General features: G+C 75.0%; 26 protein-coding genes. 13 read left to right on the top strand and 13 right to left on the bottom strand.

Features of this window, described 5'->3' with window-relative positions; translation table 11 throughout:
* Positions 1 to 4: 4 nt before the first annotated feature.
* Positions 5 to 655: a DUF1707 domain-containing protein gene (locus tag ACI783_RS04315; RefSeq protein ID WP_457139289.1), complete on the top strand. Its 651-nt coding sequence runs from the start codon at positions 5 to 7 to the stop codon at positions 653 to 655.
* A gap of 46 nt (positions 656 to 701) precedes the next feature.
* On the opposite strand, the gene glpX is transcribed toward ACI783_RS04315, so the two are convergent.
* A complete protein-coding gene (glpX, locus tag ACI783_RS04310) occupies positions 702 to 1,775 on the bottom strand; it encodes a class II fructose-bisphosphatase (protein WP_457139288.1) in 1,074 nt (357 codons plus the stop codon).
* Positions 1,776 to 1,842: 67 nt separating this feature from the next.
* On the opposite strand from glpX, the gene ACI783_RS04305 reads away from it, so the two are divergent.
* On the top strand, positions 1,843 to 2,517 hold the full coding sequence (locus tag ACI783_RS04305; RefSeq protein WP_457139287.1) for a DUF4245 domain-containing protein: 675 nt from the start codon (positions 1,843 to 1,845) through the stop codon (positions 2,515 to 2,517).
* A gap of 66 nt (positions 2,518 to 2,583) precedes the next feature.
* Here the strand turns inward: ACI783_RS04305 and ACI783_RS04300 are convergent, their stop codons facing one another.
* The 4 genes from ACI783_RS04300 to ACI783_RS04285 form a co-directional block, all read right to left on the bottom strand.
* Positions 2,584 to 2,808: an exodeoxyribonuclease VII small subunit gene (locus ACI783_RS04300; protein WP_457139286.1), complete on the bottom strand. Its 225-nt coding sequence runs from the start codon at positions 2,806 to 2,808 to the stop codon at positions 2,584 to 2,586.
* Positions 2,805 to 4,028, bottom strand: coding sequence for an exodeoxyribonuclease VII large subunit (xseA, locus tag ACI783_RS04295; RefSeq protein WP_457139285.1), 1,224 nt, complete (start codon positions 4,026 to 4,028; stop codon positions 2,805 to 2,807). Before xseA ends, ACI783_RS04300 begins: the two co-directional genes overlap by 4 nt.
* Before the next feature lie 96 nt (positions 4,029 to 4,124).
* Complete coding sequence (locus ACI783_RS04290) at positions 4,125 to 4,946, bottom strand: D-alanyl-D-alanine carboxypeptidase family protein (RefSeq protein ID WP_457139284.1); 822 nt, start codon at positions 4,944 to 4,946, stop codon at positions 4,125 to 4,127.
* A gap of 105 nt (positions 4,947 to 5,051) precedes the next feature.
* Positions 5,052 to 6,143: a lipid droplet-associated protein gene (locus ACI783_RS04285; protein WP_457139283.1), complete on the bottom strand. Its 1,092-nt coding sequence runs from the start codon at positions 6,141 to 6,143 to the stop codon at positions 5,052 to 5,054.
* A 134-nt stretch (positions 6,144 to 6,277) separates the two neighbouring features.
* Here ACI783_RS04285 and ACI783_RS04280 point away from each other — a divergent pair, with 134 nt between their 5' ends.
* Positions 6,278 to 7,249: a 4-hydroxy-3-methylbut-2-enyl diphosphate reductase gene (locus ACI783_RS04280; RefSeq protein ID WP_457083031.1), complete on the top strand. Its 972-nt coding sequence runs from the start codon at positions 6,278 to 6,280 to the stop codon at positions 7,247 to 7,249.
* 69 nt (positions 7,250 to 7,318) lie between these two features.
* Here the strand turns inward: ACI783_RS04280 and ACI783_RS04275 are convergent, their stop codons facing one another.
* The 4 genes from ACI783_RS04275 to ACI783_RS04260 all read right to left on the bottom strand — a co-directional run bounded on the left by ACI783_RS04275 (position 7,319) and on the right by ACI783_RS04260 (position 11,501).
* Positions 7,319 to 7,663, bottom strand: coding sequence for a DUF6542 domain-containing protein (locus ACI783_RS04275; protein ID WP_457139282.1), 345 nt, complete (start codon positions 7,661 to 7,663; stop codon positions 7,319 to 7,321).
* Positions 7,664 to 8,275: 612 nt separating this feature from the next.
* Positions 8,276 to 9,400 (bottom strand): DNA recombination protein RmuC, encoded by a 1,125-nt coding sequence (locus tag ACI783_RS04270; RefSeq protein WP_457139281.1) that lies wholly within the window; start codon positions 9,398 to 9,400, stop codon positions 8,276 to 8,278.
* 38 nt (positions 9,401 to 9,438) lie between these two features.
* Positions 9,439 to 9,990: a methylated-DNA--[protein]-cysteine S-methyltransferase gene (locus tag ACI783_RS04265; RefSeq protein WP_457139280.1), complete on the bottom strand. Its 552-nt coding sequence runs from the start codon at positions 9,988 to 9,990 to the stop codon at positions 9,439 to 9,441.
* The gene (locus ACI783_RS04260) at positions 9,987 to 11,501 is read right to left on the bottom strand and encodes an AlkA N-terminal domain-containing protein (protein ID WP_457139279.1); all 1,515 of its coding nucleotides are present in this window, start codon (positions 11,499 to 11,501) and stop codon (positions 9,987 to 9,989) included. The genes ACI783_RS04265 and ACI783_RS04260 overlap by 4 nt, the downstream gene beginning before the upstream one ends.
* Before the next feature lie 143 nt (positions 11,502 to 11,644).
* On the opposite strand from ACI783_RS04260, the gene ACI783_RS04255 reads away from it, so the two are divergent.
* From ACI783_RS04255 to ACI783_RS04240, 4 genes are read left to right on the top strand one after another with little or no spacing between them, the layout of a single operon-like run.
* On the top strand, positions 11,645 to 12,568 hold the full coding sequence (locus tag ACI783_RS04255) for an ABC transporter ATP-binding protein (protein WP_457139278.1): 924 nt from the start codon (positions 11,645 to 11,647) through the stop codon (positions 12,566 to 12,568).
* Positions 12,565 to 13,398, top strand: coding sequence for an ABC transporter permease (locus tag ACI783_RS04250; RefSeq protein ID WP_457139277.1), 834 nt, complete (start codon positions 12,565 to 12,567; stop codon positions 13,396 to 13,398). The genes ACI783_RS04255 and ACI783_RS04250 overlap by 4 nt, the downstream gene beginning before the upstream one ends.
* Before the next feature lie 13 nt (positions 13,399 to 13,411).
* Positions 13,412 to 14,659 carry a sensor histidine kinase gene (locus tag ACI783_RS04245; protein ID WP_457139276.1) on the top strand — a complete coding sequence of 416 codons (1,248 nt, stop codon included), beginning with the start codon at positions 13,412 to 13,414 and terminating at the stop codon, positions 14,657 to 14,659.
* Positions 14,656 to 15,300: a response regulator gene (locus tag ACI783_RS04240; protein ID WP_457139275.1), complete on the top strand. Its 645-nt coding sequence runs from the start codon at positions 14,656 to 14,658 to the stop codon at positions 15,298 to 15,300. Before ACI783_RS04245 ends, ACI783_RS04240 begins: the two co-directional genes overlap by 4 nt.
* A gap of 7 nt (positions 15,301 to 15,307) precedes the next feature.
* On the opposite strand, the gene ACI783_RS04235 is transcribed toward ACI783_RS04240, so the two are convergent.
* On the bottom strand, positions 15,308 to 15,793 hold the full coding sequence (locus ACI783_RS04235; RefSeq protein ID WP_457139274.1) for a hypothetical protein: 486 nt from the start codon (positions 15,791 to 15,793) through the stop codon (positions 15,308 to 15,310).
* Positions 15,794 to 15,899: 106 nt separating this feature from the next.
* Between ACI783_RS04235 and ychF the strand changes: the two genes are divergently transcribed.
* Complete coding sequence (ychF, locus tag ACI783_RS04230; RefSeq protein WP_457139273.1) at positions 15,900 to 16,973, top strand: redox-regulated ATPase YchF; 1,074 nt, start codon at positions 15,900 to 15,902, stop codon at positions 16,971 to 16,973.
* A gap of 145 nt (positions 16,974 to 17,118) precedes the next feature.
* Complete coding sequence (locus ACI783_RS04225) at positions 17,119 to 17,316, top strand: hypothetical protein (protein ID WP_457139272.1); 198 nt, start codon at positions 17,119 to 17,121, stop codon at positions 17,314 to 17,316.
* Positions 17,317 to 17,331: 15 nt separating this feature from the next.
* Here ACI783_RS04225 and ACI783_RS04220 read toward each other — a convergent pair whose 3' ends face one another.
* Positions 17,332 to 18,351, bottom strand: a complete 1,020-nt coding sequence (locus ACI783_RS04220) for a cell wall-binding repeat-containing protein (protein ID WP_457139271.1) — start codon at positions 18,349 to 18,351, stop codon at positions 17,332 to 17,334.
* A gap of 229 nt (positions 18,352 to 18,580) precedes the next feature.
* Between ACI783_RS04220 and ACI783_RS04215 the strand changes: the two genes are divergently transcribed.
* The 3 genes from ACI783_RS04215 (at position 18,581) to ACI783_RS04205 (ending at position 20,599) form a co-directional block, all read left to right on the top strand.
* On the top strand, positions 18,581 to 19,429 hold the full coding sequence (locus ACI783_RS04215) for a mechanosensitive ion channel family protein (RefSeq protein ID WP_457139270.1): 849 nt from the start codon (positions 18,581 to 18,583) through the stop codon (positions 19,427 to 19,429).
* A gap of 191 nt (positions 19,430 to 19,620) precedes the next feature.
* Positions 19,621 to 19,899: a hypothetical protein gene (locus ACI783_RS04210; RefSeq protein ID WP_457139269.1), complete on the top strand. Its 279-nt coding sequence runs from the start codon at positions 19,621 to 19,623 to the stop codon at positions 19,897 to 19,899.
* 85 nt (positions 19,900 to 19,984) lie between these two features.
* Positions 19,985 to 20,599 (top strand): hypothetical protein, encoded by a 615-nt coding sequence (locus tag ACI783_RS04205; RefSeq protein WP_457139268.1) that lies wholly within the window; start codon positions 19,985 to 19,987, stop codon positions 20,597 to 20,599.
* Between the two features lie 45 nt (positions 20,600 to 20,644).
* Here ACI783_RS04205 and ACI783_RS04200 read toward each other — a convergent pair whose 3' ends face one another.
* Positions 20,645 to 21,052 carry a hypothetical protein gene (locus ACI783_RS04200; RefSeq protein WP_457139267.1) on the bottom strand — a complete coding sequence of 136 codons (408 nt, stop codon included), beginning with the start codon at positions 21,050 to 21,052 and terminating at the stop codon, positions 20,645 to 20,647.
* An 81-nt stretch (positions 21,053 to 21,133) separates the two neighbouring features.
* On the bottom strand, positions 21,134 to 21,481 hold the full coding sequence (locus tag ACI783_RS04195) for a hypothetical protein (RefSeq protein WP_457139266.1): 348 nt from the start codon (positions 21,479 to 21,481) through the stop codon (positions 21,134 to 21,136).
* A gap of 86 nt (positions 21,482 to 21,567) precedes the next feature.
* On the opposite strand from ACI783_RS04195, the gene ACI783_RS04190 reads away from it, so the two are divergent.
* The gene (locus ACI783_RS04190) at positions 21,568 to 22,719 is read left to right on the top strand and encodes an LLM class flavin-dependent oxidoreductase (protein ID WP_457139265.1); all 1,152 of its coding nucleotides are present in this window, start codon (positions 21,568 to 21,570) and stop codon (positions 22,717 to 22,719) included.
* Positions 22,720 to 22,730 lie beyond the last annotated feature (11 nt).

Genomic DNA, 22,730 nt, shown 5'->3' with positions numbered 1-22,730 from the left:
GGGCATGGCCGAGGAACCAGCTGCCGAACGCCCCGCCGTGCGCGCGTCGGACGCCGACCGCGAGGCGGTGGTGACCCGGCTGCAGACCGCCCTCGGTGAGGGCCGGATCGACGTCGACGAGTTCACCCAGCGGGCCGACGCCGCCTATGCCGCGACCACCGTCGGGGAGCTCGACGGTCTGCTGGCCGACCTCCCCGCGCCGGCATCGGCCTTCCCGGCGGTGGGGGAGATCGTGGGGGAGCGGACCAACGGCTCGGTCGCCAGCGTCTTCGGGGACGTCAAGCTGACCCCGGTGGTCAGCGTGCCGGAGCGGGCCAGCACCGTGTTCGGCGACGTCCGGATCGACCTGCGTGGCCTGCGCACCGCCGCGGAGACGGTGCACCTGCAGCTGGGCACCGTCTTCGGCGACGTCGACGTGATCGTCAGCGAGGGGGTCGCCGCGGAGATCGAGGGCTGGACGGTGTTCGGCGACCGCAAGACCCAGCTGGCACCGGTGCCCCGGCTGGCCGGCACGCCGCTGGTGGTCGTCCGCGGCTGGACCGTCTTCGGTGACCTGCGGCTGCGCAGCCTGGCGCCGGGGGAGTCACCGAGCAGGTGGCGCGCCGTCCTGGACCGGCTGGCCGCCCGGCACACGCCCCCGCCGCCCGCAGCATAGGGAGCTCTGCACCCGGTCTCCGCCTGGAAACCGGGTGCGGAGCCTCCTATGCCTCGTCGTCCTGCGGCCCGGAGTCCTCGCCGAAGGGCACCGCGGAGTACTCGTTGAGCTTGGCCAGCGAGTGCAGGCTGTCGATCGAGCGGATGGTGCCCGACCGCGACCGCATGACCAGCGACTGCGTGGTGGCGCCGCCGGCGCGGTACTGCACCCCCCGCAGCAGCTCCCCGTCGGTGATGCCGGTGGCGACGAAGAAGACGTCGCCCTGCACCAGGTCGTCGATGGTCAGCACCCGGTCCAGGTCGTGCCCGGCGTCGAGCGCCTTCTGCCGCTCCTCGTCGTCGCGCGGCCAGAGCCGGCCCTGCAGCGCGCCGCCCATGCACTTGAGGGCGCAGGCGGTGATGATCCCCTCCGGGGTGCCGCCGATGCCCATCAGCAGGTCCACACCGGTGCCCTCGCGGGCGGCGGCGATCGCGCCGGCGACGTCGCCGTCGGTGATGAACTTGATCCGGGCACCGGCCTCGCGGACCTCGCTCACCAGCTGCTCGTGGCGCGGCCGGTCGAGGATGCACACGGTGACGTCGCCGACCGAGCTGTGCTTGGCCTTCGCGACCTTGCGGATGTTCTCGGCCACCGGCGCGGTGATGTCGACGACGTCGGCCGCGGCCGGACCGGTGGCGATCTTGTCCATGTAGAAGACCGCCGAGGGGTCGTACATCGCGCCGCGGTCGGCGACGGCCATCACCGCGATCGCGTTGGGCATGCCCTTGGCCATCAGCGTGGTGCCGTCGATCGGGTCGACGGCGACGTCGTAGTCGCGGCCCCAGCCGTCGCCGACGTGCTCGCCGTTGTAGAGCATCGGCGCCTCGTCCTTCTCGCCCTCGCCGATGACGACGACGCCGCGCATGTGGACGGTGCCGATCAGCGCCCGCATCGCGTCGACGGCCGCGCCGTCACCGCCGTTCTTGTCGCCACGTCCGACCCACCGGCCGGCGGCGAGCGCGGCGGCCTCGGTGACGCGCACCAGCTCCAGGGCGAGGTTGCGATCGGGGGCGGGGCGGTCGGCGCGGAGTGTCGACGGGGGCCGGGTCGGCAGCGGACCGTCGGGCAGGGGCAGGGACACGGGTCCTCCTGACGTCCGCACGGCGCTGTGCGGCGGGGTGGTGGCACGGTGCTGCGATCCTAGGGGCATGCCCGAGACCGGCCAGGCCGCCGACCAGGACCACACCCAGCGACCCGGCGAGCACCGCCCCCGGACCACCGATGACGTCGCCGCGACCGAGGCGCCGTCCGCACCCGCTGCCGCCGCGCCGTCGGCGGCCGGGGCGAGCGCACCGCCGGTCGACCGCATGCAGCGGTTCACCCCGGCGAACATGGTCCGGTCGCTGCTGCCCCTGGTGGTGATCTGCTTGGTCATCGTCGGGTTCACCGCGCTCCGCCAGAACCCGGAGGACCCGATCCGGGAGGTCGCCATCGCCGGCACGGTCGAGCGCACGGCGGCCGCCGCCGGTCACCCGCTGCCGGTGCCGCAGGGCCTGCCCGACTCGTGGCGGCCGACCAGCGTGCGCACCGACGTGCAGGCTCCGGTGACGCTGCAGATCGGCTGGTACACCCCGGGTGAGGAGTACGCCGGGTTCGTGGTGAGCGACGCCCCAGACGCCGCCGCCCTCACCGACGTGCTCGACGACGCGACGGGTGACGGCTCCACCGAGGTGGACGGGGAGACCTGGCAGCGGCTGACCAGCGCGCGCGGGGAGACGGTGCTGACCCGCACCGACGGTCCCTCGACGCTGCTGATCACCGGGTCGGCGACCGACACCGAGCTCGAGCAGCTCGCCGCCGCCGTGGAGCCCCTCGCCCCCTGAGGAAGGACCCTCCTGCCCCCCACCGCTCGCAGGCTCGCGGCAGGCCCTGCAGGAGGGCCGCTGACGTCAGTGGCTGTCTGTCGGGGTGGCGGCGGCGAGGCGCTCGCGGGCCCGGTCCAGCCAGTGCTGGCACATCTCGGCCAGCTGCTCGCCGCGCTCCCACAGCGCGAGCGACTCCTCGAGGGTCAGGCCGCCCGCCTCCAGCCGGCGGACGACGTCGGCGAGCTCCTCGCGGGCCTGCTCGTAGGTCTGGGTCGGCTCGGCGTTCTCCGGTGCGGGGCTCTCGCTCACGGGTGCCCATCCTGCCTGTCGACGCGCACCGGCAACCGGCCGCCCGCGACCCGCACCTGCAGCTGCTCGTCGTCCCCGACCTCCGCCGGGTCGCGCACCAGCGCGCCGTCGGCCCGCTGCACGACCGCATAGCCGCGCTGCAGCGTGGCGGCGGGGGACAGCGCGGTCACCCGGGCCCGGGCGTGCTCCAGGTCGCGCTCGGCGACCTCCACCCGGTGGGTGACCGTGCGGGTGGCGCGCTGCCGCAGCGCGGTGACGTCGTCGGCGCGGCCGGCCAGGAGCCGCCCCGGGTCGGCCAGCACCGGGCGGCTGCGCACCGACTCCAGCCAGCGCTCCTGCTGCTCCAGCCGGGCGCCGACCAGGTGCCGGGCGCGGGCCCGCAGCCCCTCGACCAGCCGCCGCTGCTCGCCGATCTCGGGCACCACGCGGTGCGCGGCGTCGGTGGGCGTGGCCGCCCGGACGTCGGCGGCGTGGTCGACCAGCGTGGTGTCGGTCTCGTGGCCGACGGCGGTGACCACCGGGGTGCGGCAGGCGGCGACGGCCCGCACCAGCCCCTCGTCGGAGAAGGGCAGCAGGTCCTCCACCGAGCCGCCGCCGCGGGCGATCACGATGACCTCGACGGCCGGGTCGGCGTCCAGCCGCTGCAGCCCGGCGATCACCGACTCCGCGGCCGTGGGTCCCTGCACCGCGCAGTTGTGCACCGCGAAGCGGATGGCGGGCCAGCGGCGGCGGGCGGTCACCAGGACGTCGCGCTCGGCGGCGCTGTCCCGGCCGGTGATCACCCCGACGACGGCGGGGGCGAAGGGCAGCGGCCGCTTGCGGTGGGCGTCGAACAGCCCCTCGGCGGTCAGCAGCCGGCGGATCCGCTCGATCCGGGCCAGCAGCTCCCCGAGGCCGACCGCGCGGATCTCGGTGGCCCGCAGCGAGAAGGAGCCGCGGGCCACGTAGTAGTCCGGCCGGGCGCGGACGATCACCCGGGCGCCCTCGGTCAGCTCGAGCCCGGGCCGGTCGGCGACGTCGCGGTGGCAGGTGACCGGCACCGACAGGTCGGCCGCCGGGTCGCGGAGGGTCAGGAAGACCGTCGCCGCCGCGCCGCGGCGGGACAGCTGCGCGACCTGGCCCTCGACCCACACCTCACCGAGCCGCCCGATCCACTCGGCGACCTTGCGGGCGACGGTGCGCACCGGCCACGGCGACTCGGGGGACGACGGACTGGTCACCCGACCGAGGGTGTCACGTGCCGAGTGACGTGCTGGAACGGCCTCGCCCAGAGGCTGGCCCCGAGCGAGCGAGGGGTGAGAGGGCGAGGTCCTTCATCAGCCGGGGTACCCGGGGGCAGCGGGCAGCCCGAAGAACTCCTCCAGGGTCGACACCCCGGAGCGCTGCAGCTCGGTGGCCAGCGCGGTGCCCACGTACCGCACGTGCCAGGGTTCGTACTTGAAGCCGGTCACCTCCTGCGCGCCGTCCGGGTACCGCACGACGTAGCCGAACTCCGCGCCGTGATCGGCCACCCAGCGGCCCTCCGGCGTGGTCCCGAAGCAGGTCTCGATGTCGCAGCCACCGCCGCCCACGTCCGCCGCCAGACCGGTCTGGTGTTCGCTGTGGCCGGGGCGGGCCACCCGGACCTCGGCCCGCTCCTCCCCGAACCGGCTGACCTGGGCGTCGAAGAGGCCGACCTGGTAGTCGTACGAGCGGTAGGCGCTCTGCACGCTGAGGAAGAGCCCCTGGTCCGCCGCGGCGGCGAGCATCGCGTCCATCGCCTCCGCAGCCTCGGCGCGCAGCTGGTACTGGTCGCCGACCGGGACCAGGTCGGTGGGCGCGTGGTCGATCGGGCCGAGCGGGCGGGCCTTGTTCACCACCACCCAGGGGCTGGCCGGGTCGTCGAGGGACAGCTGGGCCCGGTCGAAGGTGGGCTCGGCCGGCGTGCTCGGCGCGGGGGTGACGGCCGGCGGCGCCGTGGCCGCAGACGGCTGCGGAGCCGGGGTGCGGGCGGTGACGGTGGGCGCGGACGAGCGGACCTCCCGGACCACCAGCACAGCGCCGCCCGCCAGGACGACGACCACCAGCCCGACCAGCAGGCCGAGCAGCCCGGCCTGCCGCCGCCGCGACGTGTCGCCGTGCCTGCTGCTGTCGGTCACTGGCTTCCCCGCTCGGTGCGCCGGCGCCGCCCGCCGGACGGTGCACGATCCTGGCATCGCACGTCGCTGCGCGACGGAGGTGCCCGGTCCGGCGGGCGGCGCGGGTCAGCCGCGGTCGGCGCTCAGCTTCTCCAGCCGGTTCTGCAGCAGGGTCACGTACGGCGCCCGCGCGCGGGTGGCCCGCTCGTAGTCGAGCAGGTCGGCGACCGTCTCGGTCGGGTAGGAGCGCAGGTGGCCCCGCAGCGCGGGGATGCTGAAGGAGTCGTAGCCCTCGACGGGGGCGGACACCGCGGGCTGGCCGCCGGCGGGCACCAGCGGCTCGCTCGCCGCGCTGTCGGTCACCGGGCTGCCCGGGGTCACGCTCTCCGCCGCCTCGGGCCCACCGAGGTCGACGAGCTCCTCGGCCGCCTCCGCGAGTGCGGTGCCGTCGGGTGCGGTGCCGTCGGGTGCGGTGCCGTCGGGTGCGGTGCCGTCGGGTGCGGTGCCGTCGTCGGGTGGGGTGCCCCCGACGACGGCGTCGGCGACCACCTCGTCGGCGACGGCGTCCTCGATCGCCTGCTCGTCCTCGGCGACGTCGGCGACGGTGTCGGCGGTGAGGTCGGCCAGCACCTCGTCGGGCACGGCGTCGGGGACCTCCTCGGCGATCTCGTCGGCCACGTCGTCGGCCAGCTCGTCGACCACCGCGGTGATCGTGTCGGCGGCCGGGTCGTCGGGCAGCGCGGCGACCTCGGCCGGGGTGATCTCGTCGACGGTGGGGGCGCTGTCGTCCAGCACGGCCACGGCGACGTCGTCCGGGAGCACCTCGGCATCGGCCACCGGCAGCGCGTCGACCGCGAGGTCGTCGGCCAGCACGTCGGCGCGCTCGTCGGCGTCCGTCTCCTCCGGGAGGTCGGCGACCCGGTCGAACGCGGAGCTGCGTGGGGCCGGGGTGCCGGCCGGCGGGGGCGGTGCCGGCAGGTCGTCGTCGAAGGTGGCCATGCCCGGCTCGGCGTCGCCGCGCAGCCCGGTGAACAGCTCGTCGCCGCGGGCGACCAGCCCCGAGTACTGCTGCTGCAGCCGCAGCGACGTCTGCAGTGCCTGGCCGATCAGCCGCACGGGCAGTCCGGGCAGCGTCTCGGGCAGCTTGCGCGCCTCGTCCAGCACGGTGGCGGCCAGTCCGGCGGCCGCGCGGACCACCTCGGGGATCTCTCGAGCCATGCCCCCAGCGTGCCGCACGATGCGATCACCGGCAGCGCGACGGTGCGTCGTTCTCCCGGCCCGCCTGCACGGGCCCGGATGTGAGCTTGCGAACGTCCGGGGGGCAGGCGGCTCCTTTCACTACCATGGGGGTCATGGTTGAACCGCGCGGACGAGTCCTGCTGGCCGATCCCCGGGGCTACTGCGCCGGCGTCGACCGGGCGGTGGTGGCGGTCGAGCGGGCCCTGGAGATCCACGGGGCGCCGGTCTACGTGCGCAAGCAGATCGTCCACAACAAGCACGTGGTGGCCACGCTCGAGCGGCGGGGCGCGGTCTTCGTCGACGAGACCGACGAGGTGCCCGAGGGCTCGGTCGTCGTCTTCAGCGCGCACGGGGTCTCCCCGGCGGTGAAGACCCAGGCCGCCGAGCGGTCGCTGCGGACCATCGACGCGACCTGCCCGCTGGTGAGCAAGGTGCACATGGAGGCGAAGCGGTTCGCCAAGGACGACTACGACATCCTGCTGATCGGCCACCGCGGGCACGAGGAGGTCGAGGGCACGATGGGCGAGGCCCCGGCGAACACCCAGCTCGTCGACGGGCCCGAGGACATCGCCAACGTCCAGGTGCGCGATCCGGAGAAGGTCGTCTGGCTGTCCCAGACGACCCTGTCGGTCGACGAGACGCTGGCGACGGTCGACTCGCTGAAGACCCGCTTCCCCGGCCTGCAGAGCCCGCCCAGCGACGACATCTGCTACGCCACGCAGAACCGTCAGCAGGCGGTCAAGCAGATGGCCGCCGAGTGCGACCTGGTGCTGGTGGTCGGGTCGACGAACTCGTCGAACTCGGTGCGCCTGGTCGAGGTGGCGCTGGAGGCCGGCGCCCGCGACTCGCACCTGGTCGACTTCGCCTCGGAGATCGACGAGGCGTGGCTCGACGGCGTCGGCACCGTGGGCGTGACCAGCGGTGCCTCGGTGCCGGAGATCCTCGTCAGCGAGGTGCTCGACTGGCTGGCGGCCCGCGGTTACGCCGACGTGGAGACGGTGAAGGCGGCCGAGGAGCGGCTGGTCTTCGCGCTGCCGCACGAGCTCAAGCCGCGCCGCGCGGCTCTGGCGGTCGACACCGAGTAGCCCCCCGCGACGACGGACGGCCCGGCACCCTGGAAGGGGTGCCGGGCCGTCTGCGTTCGAGGCGGGCCGTCAGCGGCGGGTGACCAGCCGGAACAGCCAGACGGCGACGGCGGCGCAGGTGGCGATCGCCATCGCCGGGAAGCCGCGCACCAGCAGGGTGGCCAGCGTCGGCAGGGTGAACGTCGCCGAGGGGGCCAGGGCGATGTTGAGCAAGGCGACACCGATGAACACCAGCGGCGGGGAGACCAGGACGGTCATCAGGTCGCGGCGGCGGACGACGAGGGCGGCGAAGCCGCTGCTCGCCGTGAGCACCACGAGGGTGAGCGTGCCCAGGCCGATCCCGATGTAGGAGTCGGCGGCGGCCGCGGCGAGCGTGACCAGGAAGGCGCCGAAGACCGCGAGCAGACCGGGCACCCGGGGGCCGGTGGTCGACGCCGGGCCGCCGGCTGTCGTGGAGCCGCCGCGGCGGGGTCCCTCGGCCGGCGCGTTACGGCGTCGCGGGGGCACCGGACGGGAGTCCCGGGACCGGCGCGGGTCGAGGTCGGCCGGCCGGCGGGCGCCGGTGGGCTCCCACGGGTCGGTGCCGCGGGGGTCGGGGCGGCGGCGCTCGGGAGCGCGCCCGCGGTCGGGAGCCCGGCCGCGCGCGTCGCGAGGCAGCGGGTCGCGGCCACGCGGTGCGCCACCGCTGGACGCCCGCGGCGAGGGGTACGAGCGGCCTGCGGCTGCGCCGGTGTCGCTGCGTTCTGCCCGCATGGCGTCCTCCCGCCTGTCCTGGAGCCTGGCATCGACACTGACCGGAGTGATCGTGCACCTCCTCGTCGTCGGGAGGAGGTGCGCCCCTCACCGGTCGGGCCACGGTAGCGGCCCTTCCTGAGTAGACGCTGGAGCCCGGACGCAGCGGCGGGTCAGATGTGCCCGTGTCGACACCGGCGACGTGGCCGATTCTGTGGGGCCCGGCCCCAGTCGCCCCATCCCTCACCACCGTCCCGGCCGTTGCGGAACGGGGGGCGGCCACGGCCTGCCTCGTCAGCCGCTGGTGCCGTCCCGCTCGGACGTCGGACGCGCGGTCAGCTCGCTGTCGTCGGGCGGGGCCGTCGACGGGCGCGCGGTGCTCGGCGGCACGTCCGGCACCGACCGCAGCGCGCGGACGGCGGTCTCCGCCGGTGGCGGGGTGGGCACCGGGTCGGCGGCGACACCGAGCTCGTCGAAGCGGCGAGCGGCGGAGAGCACCGAGCGCTCGTAGGAACCGACCGTCTCGTTGTAGCGGGTCAGCGCCGAGCCCAGCGCCGAGCCCAGCCGGGTGAGGTGGCCGGAGAGGGTGCCCAGCCGGGCGTGCACCGTGCGGCCGACCTCGAGCACGGCGGCGGCGTCCTGGGCGAGGCGCTCCTGGCGCCAGGAGTAGGCGACGGTGCGCAGCAGGGCCAGCAGCGTGCTCGGGGTGGCGATGACGACGTCGCGGCCGAAGCCGTGCTCCAGCAGCGCCGGCTCGGCTTCCAGGGCCGTGGTGAGGAAGCCGTCGGAGGGGACGAACAGCACGGTGAACGGTGCCGCGCTGCCGAACGCGGTCGGGTACCGGCGGGCGGCGAGGACGTCGACGTGGGTGCGCAGCTGCCGCGCGTGGTCGGCGACCCGCTGGGCGCGCACCGCCGGGTCGGTGGCCTGCACCGCTTCGATGTAGCCGGTGAAGGGGACCTTGGCGTCGACGACCACCTGCCGGCCGTCGGCCAGGGTGACCACCAGGTCGGGCCGGACGGCGACGCCCTCGGCGGTGGTGGCGCCCGGCTGCTCGACGAAGTCGCAGTGCTCGAGCAGGCCGGCCACCTCGACCACCCGGCGCAGCTGGAGCTCGCCCCACCGGCCGCGCACGTGCGGGGTGCGCAGGGCGGTGACCAGCGCCGCGGTCTCCTGGCGCAGCATGGCGGAGGTCTGGCCGATGGTGCCGACCTGCTCGCGCAGCTCCCCGTGCGCGGTGGCCCGGTCGCGCTCGATGCCGGCCAGCAGCCGGTGCAGGTGGTCGAGCGACTCGTGCACCGGCTCCAGCGCGTCGGGCGCCGCGGCGGACCGGCCGCGCAGCGCCACCACGCCCAGGGTGATCGCGGTGGCGAGCAGGGCACCGAGCAGGAGCCCGAGCAGCAGGGAGGCGGCGTCCATGGTCCAGGAGCCTGCCCGACCCCACCGACAGTTCCGGGTCAGGTGCGGCCGCGCCCTGCCTGGGGGAGGGCGGCGGGGGTGTGGGCAGCCTCGTGGTCGAGGAGCCAGCGCTTCACCGGGGTGCCCCAGCGGAAGCCGCCCAGCCCGCCCCCGGTGGCCAGCACCCGGTGGCAGGGCACGAACAGCGCCGCGGCGTTCCGGGCGCAGGCCCCGGCCGCGGCGCGCACGGCCGCGGGCCGCCCGCAGCGGACGGCGAACTGGGCGTAGGTGTCCGGGTGCCCGGCGGGCACCGTGCGGAGCACGTCCCACGCCTCGGTGAGGAACGGGCCGGAGCGCTGCCGCACCGGCACCCCGTCGATCGCGGCCACCTCGCCCGCGGCGAACGCCTCGACGGCGTCGAGCACGGGCAGCCGGCCGGCGCGCTCGACCGAGTCGGGCCGCAGCGTCGGGTGCACCACCGGGAGCAGGTCGCCGACGTCGGCGGTCCAGCCGCTGGCGAGCACCACCTCGTCGTCGACCAGCACGGTGAACGGGCCGGGCGGGGTGTTCGTGGTGGCGTACCGGGCAGGGGGCGTCCGGGCAGTGGTCATGTGGCGCTCCGTTCGGGGAGGGGGCCGCGGGTGAACAGGGACGGGACGGCGAGCGCCCACAGGTGCATCACGGCGTAGGAACGCCACGGTCGCCAGCGGGTGGCGGCGTCGGCGTCGGAGCTGCCGAGCGCGCCGACGCTGCGGCGCAGCGCGAGGTCGCCGGGGAGCCAGACGTCGGGGTCGGCCAGCCCACGCAGGCCGACCAGGGCGGCGGTCCACGGGCCGATGCCGGGCAGGGCGAGCAGCGCGCGTTCGGCCTCGCCGCGGTCGACGCCGGGTCCGAGGGCCACCGTGCCGTCGGCGAGCGCGGTGGCCAGCGTGGTCACCGTCCGCCGGCGCGCGCCGGTCAGGCCGACGGCGGAGAGGTCGGCGCCGGCCAGGTCCTCCGCCGAGGGGAACGCGTGCGTCAGCGTGCCGACCGGCTCGGCGAGGGGCCGCCCGGCCGCGGTGACCAGCCGGGCGGTCAGCGTCCGGGCGCCGGCCACCGACACCTGCTGGCCCAGCACCGCCCGCACCGCGAGCTCCGCGGCGTCCGGGGAGGCCGGCACCCGCCGTCCGGGCGCGGTGGCCACCAGCGGGGCGAGCGCCGGGTCCGTTCCGAGCAGCTCGTCCACCGCCGCCGGGTCGGCGTCGAGGTCGAGCAGCCGGCGGCAGCGGGACACCGCCGCGCCCAGGTCGCGGAGGTCGGTGAGCCGCAGCTGCGCGGTGACCGCCGGGCCGCCGTCCGGGGCGGGGGTGAGCCTGACGACGGCCGGGCCGTGCGGCAGCGCGAGCACCCGGGAGAACGTCGTGCCGTCCCACTCCTCCAAGCCCGGGGTGGCGTGCGCGCCGAGGAAGAGCAGCACCTCGTCGGCGGCGAACGGCGCCCGCGCGGCCAGCCGCAGGGTGAGCCGGCCATCGGGCAGGGCGGGGCGGGTGGCGGCACGGCCGCCCCCGTCGCCGCGCGGGGTGGCCGGTCGCAGCGCGGTGGGCGTGGTGGCGAAGATCGACCGGACGGTGTCGTTGAACTGCCGGATGCTGGCGAAGCCGGCGGCGAACGCGACGTCGGCCATCGGCAGCGTGGTGGTCTCGATGAGCACCCGCGCCGTCTGCGCCCGCTGCGCGCGGGCCAGCGCCAGCGCGCCCACGCCGAGCTCGGCGGTGAGCAGCCGGTGCAGTTGCCGCTCGGAGTACCCCAGCCGCGCGGCCAACCCGCCGACCCCGGCGCGCTCCACCTCGCCGTCGGCGATCAGCCGCATCGCCCTGGCGACGACGTCGGCGCGCACGTCCCACGCCGGGGAGCCCGGGACGGCGTCGGGCCGGCAGCGCCGGCAGGCGCGGAAGCCCGCTGCCTGGGCGCCGGCGGCGGTGGTGTGGAAGGAGACGTTGCGCCGCAGCGGGGTGCGCGCCGGGCAGGAGGGGCGGCAGTAGATGCCGGTGCTGCGCACCGCGGTGACGAACCAGCCGTCGAAGCGGGCGTCCCGGCTGGCGACCGCGCGGTAGCAGCGTTCGGCGTCCAGCAGCTCGGTCACGACGTCGAGCATGGCACCGCCCCGAGGCGGCCACTGGCGGGTATCGGACACAGCGGTGGGCGGCTGCCGTCCACCGATCGGTGGACGGCGGACCCACGGCTCGACGGTTCCCGGCATCCGCCCACCGCGGACAGGCTCGGGCCATGACGACGACAGAGGCGGCACCGCTCGCGGCGACGACCACCGGAGGGCCGCCGGCGATCAGCGTGCGCGGCCTGGGGAAGCGCTACGGCGGCCGGGCGGTGCTCGAGGGGCTGGACCTGGAGGTGCACCGGGGGGAGTGCTTCGCCCTGCTGGGGCCCAACGGTGCCGGCAAGACCACGACGATCGAGATCCTGGAAGGCGTGCGAGGCCGGGACGCCGGCCAGGTCACCGTCCTCGGCGTGGACCCGGCCACCGCCGGCCGCACCTGGCGCGCCCGGATCGGGGTGGTCAGCCAGGGTGAGGGCGCCGCGCAGGCGCTGACCGTGCGCGAGGCGCTGGACCACTTCGCCACCTACCACGCCACTCCGCGACCCACGGGCGAGCTGCTGACCGCGGTCGGGCTCACCGAGCAGGCCGGCACCCGCGTGGGCCGGCTCTCCGGTGGGCAGCGCCGCCGGCTGGCGGTGGCGCTGGGGGTGCAGGGCCGGCCGGAGCTGGTCTTCCTCGACGAGCCGACCACCGGGATGGACCCGGTGGCCCGGCGGCAGTTCTGGGAGCTGGTCCGCGGCCTGCGCGCCGGCGGGACGACGGTGCTGCTGACGACCCACTACCTGGACGAGGCGGCCGAGCTGGCCGACCGGGTCGGGGTGGTCAGCGGCGGGCACCTGGTCGAGGTCGCGCCGCCCGACGAGCTCGGGTCGGCGCTGCGCCGCCGGGCCACCGTCCGCTGGACCGAGAGCGGCGTGCGCCGCGAGGTGCGCACCGAGAGCCCGGCCGCCGTACTGCGCGATCTGCTCGCCGCGCACCCCACCGGCGAGGTGCCCGACCTGTCCGTCACCCGGCCCGGCTTGGAGGACGTCTACCTCACCCTCGTCGGCGCCGCCCCCACCGGGACCACCGACCTGCAGGGAGAGACCCGATGACCGCCGTCCTGGCGCCCTCCACCACCCGGCCGGTCCCGCCGTCCGCCGCGCGGATCGCGCTGGCCCGCACCCGGCTGGAGCTGCGGCTGTTCGCGCGGGAGCGCCAGCAGGTGGTGTTCTCCTTCGCCTACCCGATCGTGATGATGGTGGTCTTCGGCTCGGTGCTGGGCGGCGACGTGCTGCCCGGCGGCGTCCCCTTCCCGCAGTACTTCCTGGCCGGGATCGCCGCCACCGGCATCATGCTCAGCAGCTTCCAGTCGATCGCCACCTCGATCGCCGCGGAACGGGAGGCCGGTCAGCTGGAACGGCTGCAGGTGCTGGGCACCCCGCCGGTCGCCTACTTCACCGGCAAGGCCGGGCTCGTGCTGGTGACGACGGCGGTGCAGCTGGCCCTGCTGCTGCCGGTGGCGCACTGGGGCTACGACGTCCCCCTGCCGGCGGGTGCCGGGGACTGGGCGACGTTCGGCTGGGTCGCCCTGCTCGGGTCCCTGGCCGGCACGGTGCTCGGCATCGCCGTGGCCGCGCTGCCCGGCAGCGCCCAGTCGCTGACCACCGGGGTGACGGCGTTCGCGGTGGTGCTGCAGTTCTTCAGCGGGGTGTTCTTCGCCTTCCCCGGGCTGCCGGGCTGGATGCAGCAGGTGGCGGCGGTCTTCCCGCTGAAGTGGCTCACCCAGGGCATGCGCTCGGCGTTCCTGCCCGACCAGGCGGCGGCGTTCGAGGTGGCGGGGGGATGGGAGCACGGCAGGACTGCCCTGGTGCTGGTCGCGTGGGTGATCATCGGTGTCGTGGTGTGCACCCGGACCTTCCGCTGGCGCTCGGCCGATCGATGAGACAGGCCGACGGGTGAACCTGGCCGCCCGGCTCCGCGCCGCCGTCGTCCCCGCCCGGGGTGGGGACGACGGCGGCGCACCGCTGTCCGACCGCAGCTGGCGGGCCACGGTGGTCGGCCTGCACGTGGTCTTCGTGGTGATGCTCGGCGTCGCGGTGCTGGCCACCTTCGTCGTCCGGGTGGAGGGTTCGCGGGCGGTCACCCTGGGCGCTCTCGCGGTGCTGGTGGTCGCCTACCTCGTGCTCGGCGCCCCCGCCATCGGCGAGGACCACCCGCGGCGGGCGGTCGGGTACCTCACGGTTCTGGTGGGGGTCTTCGCCGTGCTCGGCTGGCATGCCCCGGAGCTGCTGTTCCTGCTCTTCCTCGCCTACTCGCAGGTCTGGTTCCTGGTCGAGTCGGCTCGGCCGGGCACCACCTGGACGGTCCTGCTGGCGCTGGCCAGCACAGCTGGGCCGACGGTCTCGTGGACCCGCGGCACCGAGCCGCTCTCGGGCATCGTGCAGACCTCGGTCGGGCTGGTGTTCAGCCTGGCGCTGGGCCTGTGGCTGAGCCGGGTGCTGCAGCAGAGCCGCGAGCGCGCGCAGCTGATCCGGGAGCTGGAGGACACCCGGGTCGAGCTCGCCGCGGCGCACCGCGAGCAGGGGGTGGCGGCGGAGCGGGAACGGCTGGCCCGCGAGGTGCACGACACCCTGGCGCAGGGCTACACCAGCATCGTGGTCCTCGCCCAGACCGCCGCGGCGCAGGTGGACACCGACCCGGCGGCCGCCGCCGAGCGGCTGGCGCTGATCGAGGAGGTGGCCCGGGACAACCTCGCCGAGGCCCGGGCGATGGTGGCGGCGTTCGCGCCGGTGCCGCTGGACAGCGCCACCCTGGTGGAGGCGCTGCAGCGGCTGGCGGAGCGGTTCGGCCGGGAGACCGGGATCGCCACCCGGGTCGACCTCTCCGCGCTGGACGGCGCTCCCGGCCTGACCCGGGCCGAGGAGATCGTGCTGCTGCGCGGCGCGCAGGAGGCGCTGGCCAACGTGCGCCGGCACGCCGCCGCCAGCGCGGTGGTGCTGCAGGTCAGCCGGGTGGGGACGGGGGAGTCGGGACAGGTGTCGGTGCACGTGGCGGACGACGGGGTGGGCTTCGACCCGGCGACGTCGGCCGGGGTGGGCCTGGCCGGCCTGCGCGATCGGGCGGCCGAAGTGGGCGGCGCGGTCGACGTGGTCTCGGCGCCGGGAGAGGGCACTTGGGTGACCGTGCGGGTGCCGGCGCCGTGACCACCCGGGTGCTGGTGGTCGACGACCACCCGGTCGTGCGCGGCGGCGTGGTCGGCTGGCTCGCCGCGCAGCCGGACATCGCGGTCGTCGGGGAGGCCGGTGACGGGCTCGCGGCGCTGGCCGCGGTCGCCGAGCAGGTTCCGGACGTCGTCCTGATGGACCTGCGGATGCCCCGGATGGACGGCGTCACGGCGACCGGTCGCATCCTCGCCGCGCACCCGGGCGTGCGGGTGTTGGTGCTGACCACGTACGACACCGACGCCGACATCGTGCGCGCGGTGGAGGCGGGTGCGGCCGGCTACCTGCTCAAGGACACCCCGCTGCCGCAACTGGCCGACGCGGTGCGGGCGGCCGCCCGCGGGGAGACCGTGCTCGCCCCGCCGGTGGCGGCGAAGCTCTTCTCGCGGATGCGGGCGCCGGCGGCCGACGCGCCCACCGAGCGGGAGCTGCAGGTGCTGGCCGGGGTGGCCCGGGGGCTCACGAACGCGCAGATCGGCCGGGAGCTGTTCATCGGTGAGGCGACGGTGAAGACCCACCTGCTGCGGGTGTTCGCCAAGCTCGGCGTCGACGACCGCACCCGGGCGGTGCTGGTGGCCGTCGAGCGCGGGCTGCTCCCGGGGCCGGGAGCAGCCTCGGGCTGACCGCGGTTCAGCCGCCGGCACCCCACGGCACCACCGGGCCCAGCAGCTCCCCGTCGTGCGGCACCCCGTCGGCGTCGCGGTGGACGGCGCGGTGCTCGTGGCTGCCGGCGGCGTGCGACAGGGCGGCGAGAAGCAGCCGCACGGCGTCCCGGTCCAGCCCGGCGGTCAGGTCGGCGAGGTCGACGGACTGGCCGTCGGCGAGGCTGGCGGCGGCCCGCAGCAGCCGCCGCTGGCTGCCGGTGCCGGTGATCGCCCCGCTGCGCAGGGCGCCGTCCAGCTCCGTCCACAGCACGGCGGCCCAGGGACCGCCGTCGAGGGCGCCGTCCAGGGCGATGGTGATCAGGCCGGCCGTCTGGAGCTGGGGCAGCCAGTGGCCGTCGTTGGCCAGCAGCAGGACGGCGGCCTCGGCCGCGTAGTCGCCGACCGCGGCGCGCAGCAGGGCGCCCTCGAGGTCGACCAGGTCGAGGTCGGCCACCCGTGGTTCGTCGAACACCGTGCCTCCCTGGGGCTCCGGACGGAGTGGTCCGCAGTGTGCGCTCGGGGTCGGACAGTTCCGCCGTCGGCGGTCGGCTGGCGGGGTGCACCTAGGCTGTGCTCCCGTGAGTCTCACCATCGGCATCGTCGGCCTGCCCAACGTCGGCAAGTCGACGCTGTTCAACGCCCTGACCAAGAACGACGTGCTCGCCGCGAACTACCCGTTCGCGACGATCGAGCCCAACGTCGGCGTGGTGGGCGTCCCCGACCCCCGCCTGGAGAAGCTGGCCGAGGTCTTCGGCTCGCAGAAGATCATCCCGGCCACGGTGAGCTTCGTCGACATCGCCGGCATCGTCCGCGGCGCCAGCGAGGGGCAGGGCCTGGGCAACAAGTTCCTGGCCAACATCCGCGAGAGCGACGCAATCTGCCAGGTGATCCGGGTCTTCACCGACCCCGACGTGGTGCACGTCGAGGGCAGGGTCGACCCCGCCGACGACATCGAGACGATCAACACCGAGCTCGTCCTCGCCGACATGCAGACCCTGGAGAAGGCGGTCCCGCGGCTGGAGAAGGAGTCGCGCAAGGACAAGGACCGCAAGGCCCTGCACGACGCCGCCGTCGCCGCCCAGGCGGTGCTGAACGAGGGGAAGACCCTCTTCGCCGCCGGCGTGGACCCGGAGCCGCTGCGCGAGCTGTCGCTGCTGACCACCAAGCCGTTCCTGTACGTCTTCAACGTCGACGCCGACGAGCTGGCCAACGAGGCGAGGCTCGACGAGCTCCGCGCCCTGGTCGCGCCGGCCGAGGCGATCTTCCTCGACGCGCAGACCGAGTCGGAGCTGATCGAGCTGCCCGCCGACGAGGCCGCCGAGCTGCTCGCCTCGATCGGGCAGGACGAGCCGGGGCTGGACCAGCTGGCGAAGGTCGGGTTCCGCACCCTGGGCCTGCAGACGTACCTCACCGCCGGCCCGAAGGAGTCGCGGGCCTGGACGATCCCGGTCGGCGCGACGGCGCCCGAGGCGGCCGGGGTGATCCACACCGACTTCCAGCGCGGCTTCATCAAGGCCGAGATCGTCGGCTTCGACCAGCTGATGGAGGCCGGGTCGATGGCCGAGGCCAAGTCGCGCGGCTGGGTGCGCATCGAGGGCAAGGACTACGTCATGGCCGACGGCGACGTCGTGGAGTTCCGCTTCAACGTCTGAGCCGTCCACGGCGGGGCGCGGGCATTCCCGGCGCCGGTCCGGCGTTCCTCTTCAGCACCCGCTCGCCGCTGCCGATGGAGTCGGCGACCGGATGCTGCGTGGCCACGACGGGTGACCACCGGGACCGCACGACCGAGGAGACGTCATGGAGTACCTGCGCCAGTTGCAGGCGGAGCGGCCGGTGCTGTTCTGGGTGGGCATGCTGGTGGCCTTCCTGGTGGTCTTCCAGCTGGCCCTCTTCCTCATCGGGCTCGTCATCGGGCCGTTCGGGCTGCCGTCGTGGGCGCCGATCGTGGTGCTGCTGGGCGGTCTGGTGTTCATCGCCCGGCGTCAGCAGCGCTGACGCCGGGCGGCCCGGTCAGCAGCGCCTGAGGTTGGCAGCGGCGTCGCTCACCATCGCGGTGCCGCCGGCCACCAGCACGTTCTCCCGCATCCGGAACTCGTCGATGTAGTCGAGCGTCGGCCCCGGCACGCAGGCCTTCCGGGTCAGCAGCACGTTGTACTCCGACTGCTGGGCCTGGGTGTACGGCACCGCGGACAGGGCCGGCTGCCACATCTCGCCGCTGACCAGGACCACGTTGATCGGCTCCCAGCCGACCGTGCGCAGCGCCTCGACGTTCGTCTCGTACCGGTCGGCGCCGCCGATCCGCTGCACGACGGCGCCCGGGGTGATCGACCGCACCTGCGTCAGCACCGAGCCCGAGAGCACACCGGTGTTCCCGATCAGCACCACACGGCTGGGCTGCAGCCGGCGCAGCTCTGCCTCGGTGGCCGGCGGCAGCGACGCCCTCTGCGACAGGAGCACCGTGCCGCCGGCCTGCAGGGCCGCGCCCATGCCGGCCTCCGCCTCCTGCGGCACCTCCCCGGACAGCAGGAAGACGATGTCGTTGCGGGCGGCGAACCGCTGGGAGACCTTCGCCGCGGTCTCGTAGCGGTCCACCCCGTTGATCCGCTCCACCGTGCCGGCGTACGAGCGCAGCGCCGTCTCCGTGGCCGAGGAGACCTTGTTCGTCCCGCCGAGGACGACGATGTGGTCCAGCTCCATCTGCCGCAGGGCCGAGGTCACCACCGCAGGCATCGCCCCCTTGGTGGGCACGAGCAGCACGGGCGGTTCCCACTGGTGCCGGCCGTCGTCGACCCGCATGGCGTGGGCGACCACCGGTGCCATGAGCACGTCGGCGGGGTCACTGCCCGAGGCGATCACCGCGACCCCGGAGTTCTCCGCCGGATCGCCGGCGGTCAGCAGCGCCATCTGCGCGGCGTTGGCGTACACGTCGTCGGCGCCCATCCGGTACGGAGCGGCCTGTGCCGTGCCGGCCGCCCCGATGATGAGCGCGGCTACCGCCGCCCCGACGGTCAGACTGCGTCGTCCGAACATCCTCGGCCCCCGTTGAGCTGTGTGTGGGCCCGCAGTGTGGCAACCCCCGGTGCTCGTGACAGCTGCTCTCACGGGCTCCCTCGGTGCGCCGCTCGGCGACACACGGGCCCAGCGGCGGTGCGTCCCTCTCGATCACCCCGGGGTGACGCTGAGCAGCGCCTGTCCCGGCCCAGCGGGGGCCCTGGCGCGGGCATGACTGATCCGCGGCCCGGCTGAGCATCCACCGGGGATGCCGGTCGACCCGCACCCGTCCGACGTCCTGGCCGCGACCGAGGACGTCGACGTCGTCGTCGCGGACGAGATCGCGCTCAGCGAGGTCCTGCAGGCTACCGGGGTCTTCCTCGCCTCGATCCTGCTCGCGGTGCTGCTGCGGCGGCTGCTGGTGCGGGCCCTGGACCACGACGCCAGCCGGCACGTCGGCCTCGTCGCCGGCCGGTTCCTCGGGCTGGTCGTGGTCGCCGTCGGCGTCGTCTACGGCCTGGACCTGCTGGGCGTGCAGATCGGCCCGCTGGTCGGCGCCCTGGGGGTGGGGGGCATCGCCATCGCGTTCGCCGCTCAGGACATGCTGCAGAACCTGATCGCCGGGGTGATGCTGCAGATCCGCCGTCCGCTGCGGCTGGGCGACCAGGTCGCCAGCGGCGACTTCGAGGGCGTCGTCGCCGACGTGAACCTGCGGACGACGGTGCTGCAGACCTACGACGGGCTCGTCGTGTACCTGCCCAACGCCGAGGTGCTGAAGAACCCGATCATCAACTACACCCGCACCCCGCTGAGCCGGACGTCGCTCACGGTCGGGCTGGCCTACGACACCGACCTGGCCCGGGCGCGGGAGGTGCTGCTGGCTGCGTGTGCGGCCGCGGACGGCGTCGCGGACACCCCACCCCCGGAGGTGTGGGTGGAGGAGTTCGCCGACTCCTCGATCAACGTCGCGGTGCGCTACTGGCACGCCGCGGACATCGCCAGTCGCTGGCGGGTGCGCAGCGGTGTCGCGATCTCGGTGAAGTCCGCCCTGGACCGCGCCGGCATGACCATCCCGTTCCCGCAGCGCGTCGTCTGGTCGGGGGACGAGGGCCGGTAGGCGCCTGGCCGGAGCGGGGCAGCGGCTCAGCCCAGCGACACGCTGAGCACGACCCGCTCCTCGCTGACCGTCGTGCACTCCAGCGTCAGCCCGGCGACGGTGACGCTCTGCCCCTCCCGGCAGGACACCTCCGCGTTCTCGCCCACCCGACGGTGGCCGTGCCGTCCTGCACGTCGCCGAGCGAGATCGGGGTGCCCAGCACCTCGACGGTGGTGCCGTCGCCGGACAGCGTCACCGAGCAGGTGCCGTCGGCGCAGTTCACCCCCGGATCGCCGGCGCCGTCCCCGGCTGAACCGCTGGCCGGGGTGTCGGTCAGGGTGGTCCCACCGGCCGGCGCGGACGAGGGATCGCCGGTGCCGGAGCACCCGGCGGTCGGCGCGAGCAGCACGCCCCCGGCGAGCACGCCGGCGGCCAGGCGGGGAGTGCGGGTGCGGGCCATGACCCAGGCCAGGTCGGTGGGGCGCGGGTGATCCACCGCGCGGCGGGTTCCCCCGCCCGGCGCGGCCGTGCGGCAGGATCGCCCCGTCGTCCGACCCCCGACGGGAGCCCCGCACCGTGACCAGCCCGCAGCACCAGCCCGCCGCCATGGTGGTGCCCGCCTTCTTCGTGAAGCAGCGGATCACCGTGATGGTCAACCGCTACGAGATCCTGGCCGCCAACCCGGACGGCTCCGAGGGGCAGCTGCTGGCCCTCGCCGAGCAGAAGCGGATGAAACTCAAGGAGGAGGTCGTCTTCTTCGCCGACGAGTCCAAGAGCCGCCGGGTCTTCTCCTTCAAGGCCCGCCAGCGGCTGGACGTCGCGGCCGAGCACGATGTGTACGACGAGCAGGGCCAGCCGCTCGGCATGTTCAGCAAGCAGTTCGGCGCCAGCCTGCTGCGCTCGACCTGGAAGCTCTCCGCTCCCGGCATCGAGGCGATCGGGCAGGAGCGGCGCCCGGTGCTCGCCGTCGTCCGCCGGGTCTGGACGTTCCTGCCCGTCGTCGGCGACGTGTGGGTGCCGTTCGTCTTCCACTTCGACTTCACCGACACCGCGAGCGGGCAGACCGTGCTGGTCAGCGAGCGGCAGAAGGCCGTCCGGGACCGCTACCGGGTCACCGTCCCCGATCCGCGGCTGGACTTCCGGGTGGCCGCGTCGATGGCGGTGGCCCTGGACGCACTGCAGAGCCGGTGAGCCGCACTGCTGACCGGTCACCGGCACTGCAGTGCCGGGGACCGGTCAGAGGTAGCGGGCCTCCAGCGCGCTGAAGAACGCCTTCGCCAGCGCGACGAAGTCGGCCTCGCGCAGGGCGATCTCGTCGCCCACCCGGTGGCCCAGCACGCTGTGCCCCGGGTGGCAGCGCAGCTGCCGGTCGGCCAGCACCCGGCCGCCGTTGAGCAGTGAGGTGGCGAGCAGGCGCACCTCGGTGAGCGCGTTGCCGTCCTCGCCCTCGGCGTCGCGGCCCCGGTGCACGAAGGCGCCCTCGAGCAGCAGCACCAGGTCGTTGAAGTAGACCGGCTCGAACTCGTCCAGGGCGGGGTGCCCGCCCACGGCGGTCACCAGGTGCCGCCAGGCGGCCACCCGGGCGTCGACGACGGCCCGCCGCCCGTCGATGTGGTCCTGGCTGTAACAGCTGTGGCTCAACACGGCGGCTCCTCGACGAGACGCGCGCTCCTGCCGGGGCGTGGTCTCCCGAGGGTCCCACCGGGTGGCCGCAGGGGAAAGGGGTCAGACCCAGCTGTAGCGCTGCTCGCCGGTCCGCGGTCGGGGGACCTCCCAGCCGGCCGACGTCGGGGCGTCGCCCCACGCGCGCTCGTACCGGATCGGGACCACGAGGTCGTCGTCGGTCCGGCGCCGGGGCACCGGCGGCGGGGTGTACCGGACGGCCTGCCACTGGGGGAGCCGGACGTCGGCCAGCGGCATCCAGCTGGCCCGCCGCAGGCCGCCGATCTCGAACTGGACCCGCAGCTCGCACGCGCCCCAGGCGTCGTGGCGCCACCCCACCAGGGCGGCGGGGAACCACTCGCCCAGGTGGAAGAACTCGATCTCCAGCGGCGCGCCCGCGAGCGTCGTCATCCCCACATCCGGCACGGAGCGGACTGTATGGGGTTGATCATCTACGGCGGGTGAGGCGCGCGACGGGTGTGGCACGCGTGCCGCACGTGACTCGACGTCGCCCGCCGGCCACCTCCGCGCTGGCCGGCCGGGTGCTCCGGCGTCCGCCCAGGAGGGGAGCCGGCCGCCGGCGCAGTGCGGCAGCGCACCGGCCGGCCGGGAAGGACGTCCGCGCCCCGCGCGTTGTGCAGGTCAACCGACTGGAAGGCCTGCACCTCATGCGCATCCCGCTGTCCGTCCTCGATCTCGCCCCGATCGCCCGCGGGGAGACCGCCAGCAGCAGCATCGCGGCCAGCGTCGCGCTCGCCCAGCGTGCGGAGGCCGCCGGCTACCGGCGGGTCTGGTACGCCGAGCACCACAACATGCCCACCATCGCCTCCTCGGCGACCAGCGTGCTGATCTCCCACGTGGGGGCGCAGACCAGCTCGATCCGGCTCGGCGCCGGCGGCGTGATGCTGCCCAACCACTCGCCGCTGACGATCGCCGAGCAGTTCGGCACGCTCGCCGCGATGTACCCCGACCGCATCGACCTGGGTCTGGGGCGCGCGCCCGGCTCGGACCAGAACACCATGTACGCACTGCGGCGCGACCCGAACTCCGCGGAGACCTTCCCGCAGGACGTGCTGGAGCTGCAGGCCTACCTGACCGGCAACTCCCGGGTGCCCGGTGTCGACGCGATCCCCGGCAAGGGCTCCGACGTGCCGCTGTACATCCTCGGCTCCTCCCTGTTCGGGGCGCACCTCGCCGCCGCCCTGGGGCTGCCGTACGCCTTCGCCAGCCACTTCGCCCCCCAGGCGCTGGAGGCCGCCGTCGCCACGTACCGGCGGGAGTTCAAGCCGTCGGAGCAGCTGGCCGAGCCCTACGTGATCGCCGGGGTGAACGTCGTCGCCGCCGACACGGAGGAGGTCGCGCGGCAGAACCTGGCCGCGGTGCGGCGCAACCTCGCGATCGGGCTGTTCGGCCGTGGCCGGCCGCTCACCGACGAGGAGGCGGACGTGCTGCTCGAGCAGGGCGCCGGCCACCACGTGAGCTCGATGCTCACGCACACCGCCGTCGGCACCCCGGACCAGGTCGGGGACTTCCTCGACCGGTTCCTCAAGCAGGCCGACGCCGACGAGCTGATCGTCGCCCACCAGTCGCCCACCACCGAGGGCCGGCTGCGCTCGGTCGACCTCACCGCCGAGGCCGTCGCCGACTGATGGCCTCCACC

The sequence above is a fragment of the Modestobacter sp. SYSU DS0511 genome, from assembly GCF_054050755.1.
Note: the sequence above shows the minus strand (reverse complement) of the source record. Positions and strands in the feature narration are given on the sequence as shown.

Excerpts from the sequence above, each read along its gene's own strand:
- ACI783_RS04315 (WP_457139289.1), top strand. The coding sequence starts at position 5 with ATGGCCGAGGAACCAGCTGCCGAACGCCCCGCCGTGCGCGCGTCGGAC.
- ACI783_RS04305 (WP_457139287.1), top strand. The coding sequence starts at position 1,843 with ATGCCCGAGACCGGCCAGGCCGCCGACCAGGACCACACCCAGCGACCC.
- ACI783_RS04285 (WP_457139283.1), bottom strand. The coding sequence starts at position 6,143 with ATGGCTCGAGAGATCCCCGAGGTGGTCCGCGCGGCCGCCGGACTGGCC.
- ACI783_RS04280 (WP_457083031.1), top strand. The coding sequence starts at position 6,278 with ATGGTTGAACCGCGCGGACGAGTCCTGCTGGCCGATCCCCGGGGCTAC.
- ACI783_RS04270 (WP_457139281.1), bottom strand. The coding sequence starts at position 9,400 with ATGGACGCCGCCTCCCTGCTGCTCGGGCTCCTGCTCGGTGCCCTGCTC.
- ACI783_RS04265 (WP_457139280.1), bottom strand. The coding sequence starts at position 9,990 with ATGACCACTGCCCGGACGCCCCCTGCCCGGTACGCCACCACGAACACC.
- ACI783_RS04255 (WP_457139278.1), top strand. The coding sequence starts at position 11,645 with ATGACGACGACAGAGGCGGCACCGCTCGCGGCGACGACCACCGGAGGG.
- ACI783_RS04250 (WP_457139277.1), top strand. The coding sequence starts at position 12,565 with ATGACCGCCGTCCTGGCGCCCTCCACCACCCGGCCGGTCCCGCCGTCC.
- ACI783_RS04225 (WP_457139272.1), top strand. The coding sequence starts at position 17,119 with ATGGAGTACCTGCGCCAGTTGCAGGCGGAGCGGCCGGTGCTGTTCTGG.
- ACI783_RS04220 (WP_457139271.1), bottom strand. The coding sequence starts at position 18,351 with ATGTTCGGACGACGCAGTCTGACCGTCGGGGCGGCGGTAGCCGCGCTC.
- ACI783_RS04215 (WP_457139270.1), top strand. The coding sequence starts at position 18,581 with ATGCCGGTCGACCCGCACCCGTCCGACGTCCTGGCCGCGACCGAGGAC.
- ACI783_RS04195 (WP_457139266.1), bottom strand. The coding sequence starts at position 21,481 with ATGACGACGCTCGCGGGCGCGCCGCTGGAGATCGAGTTCTTCCACCTG.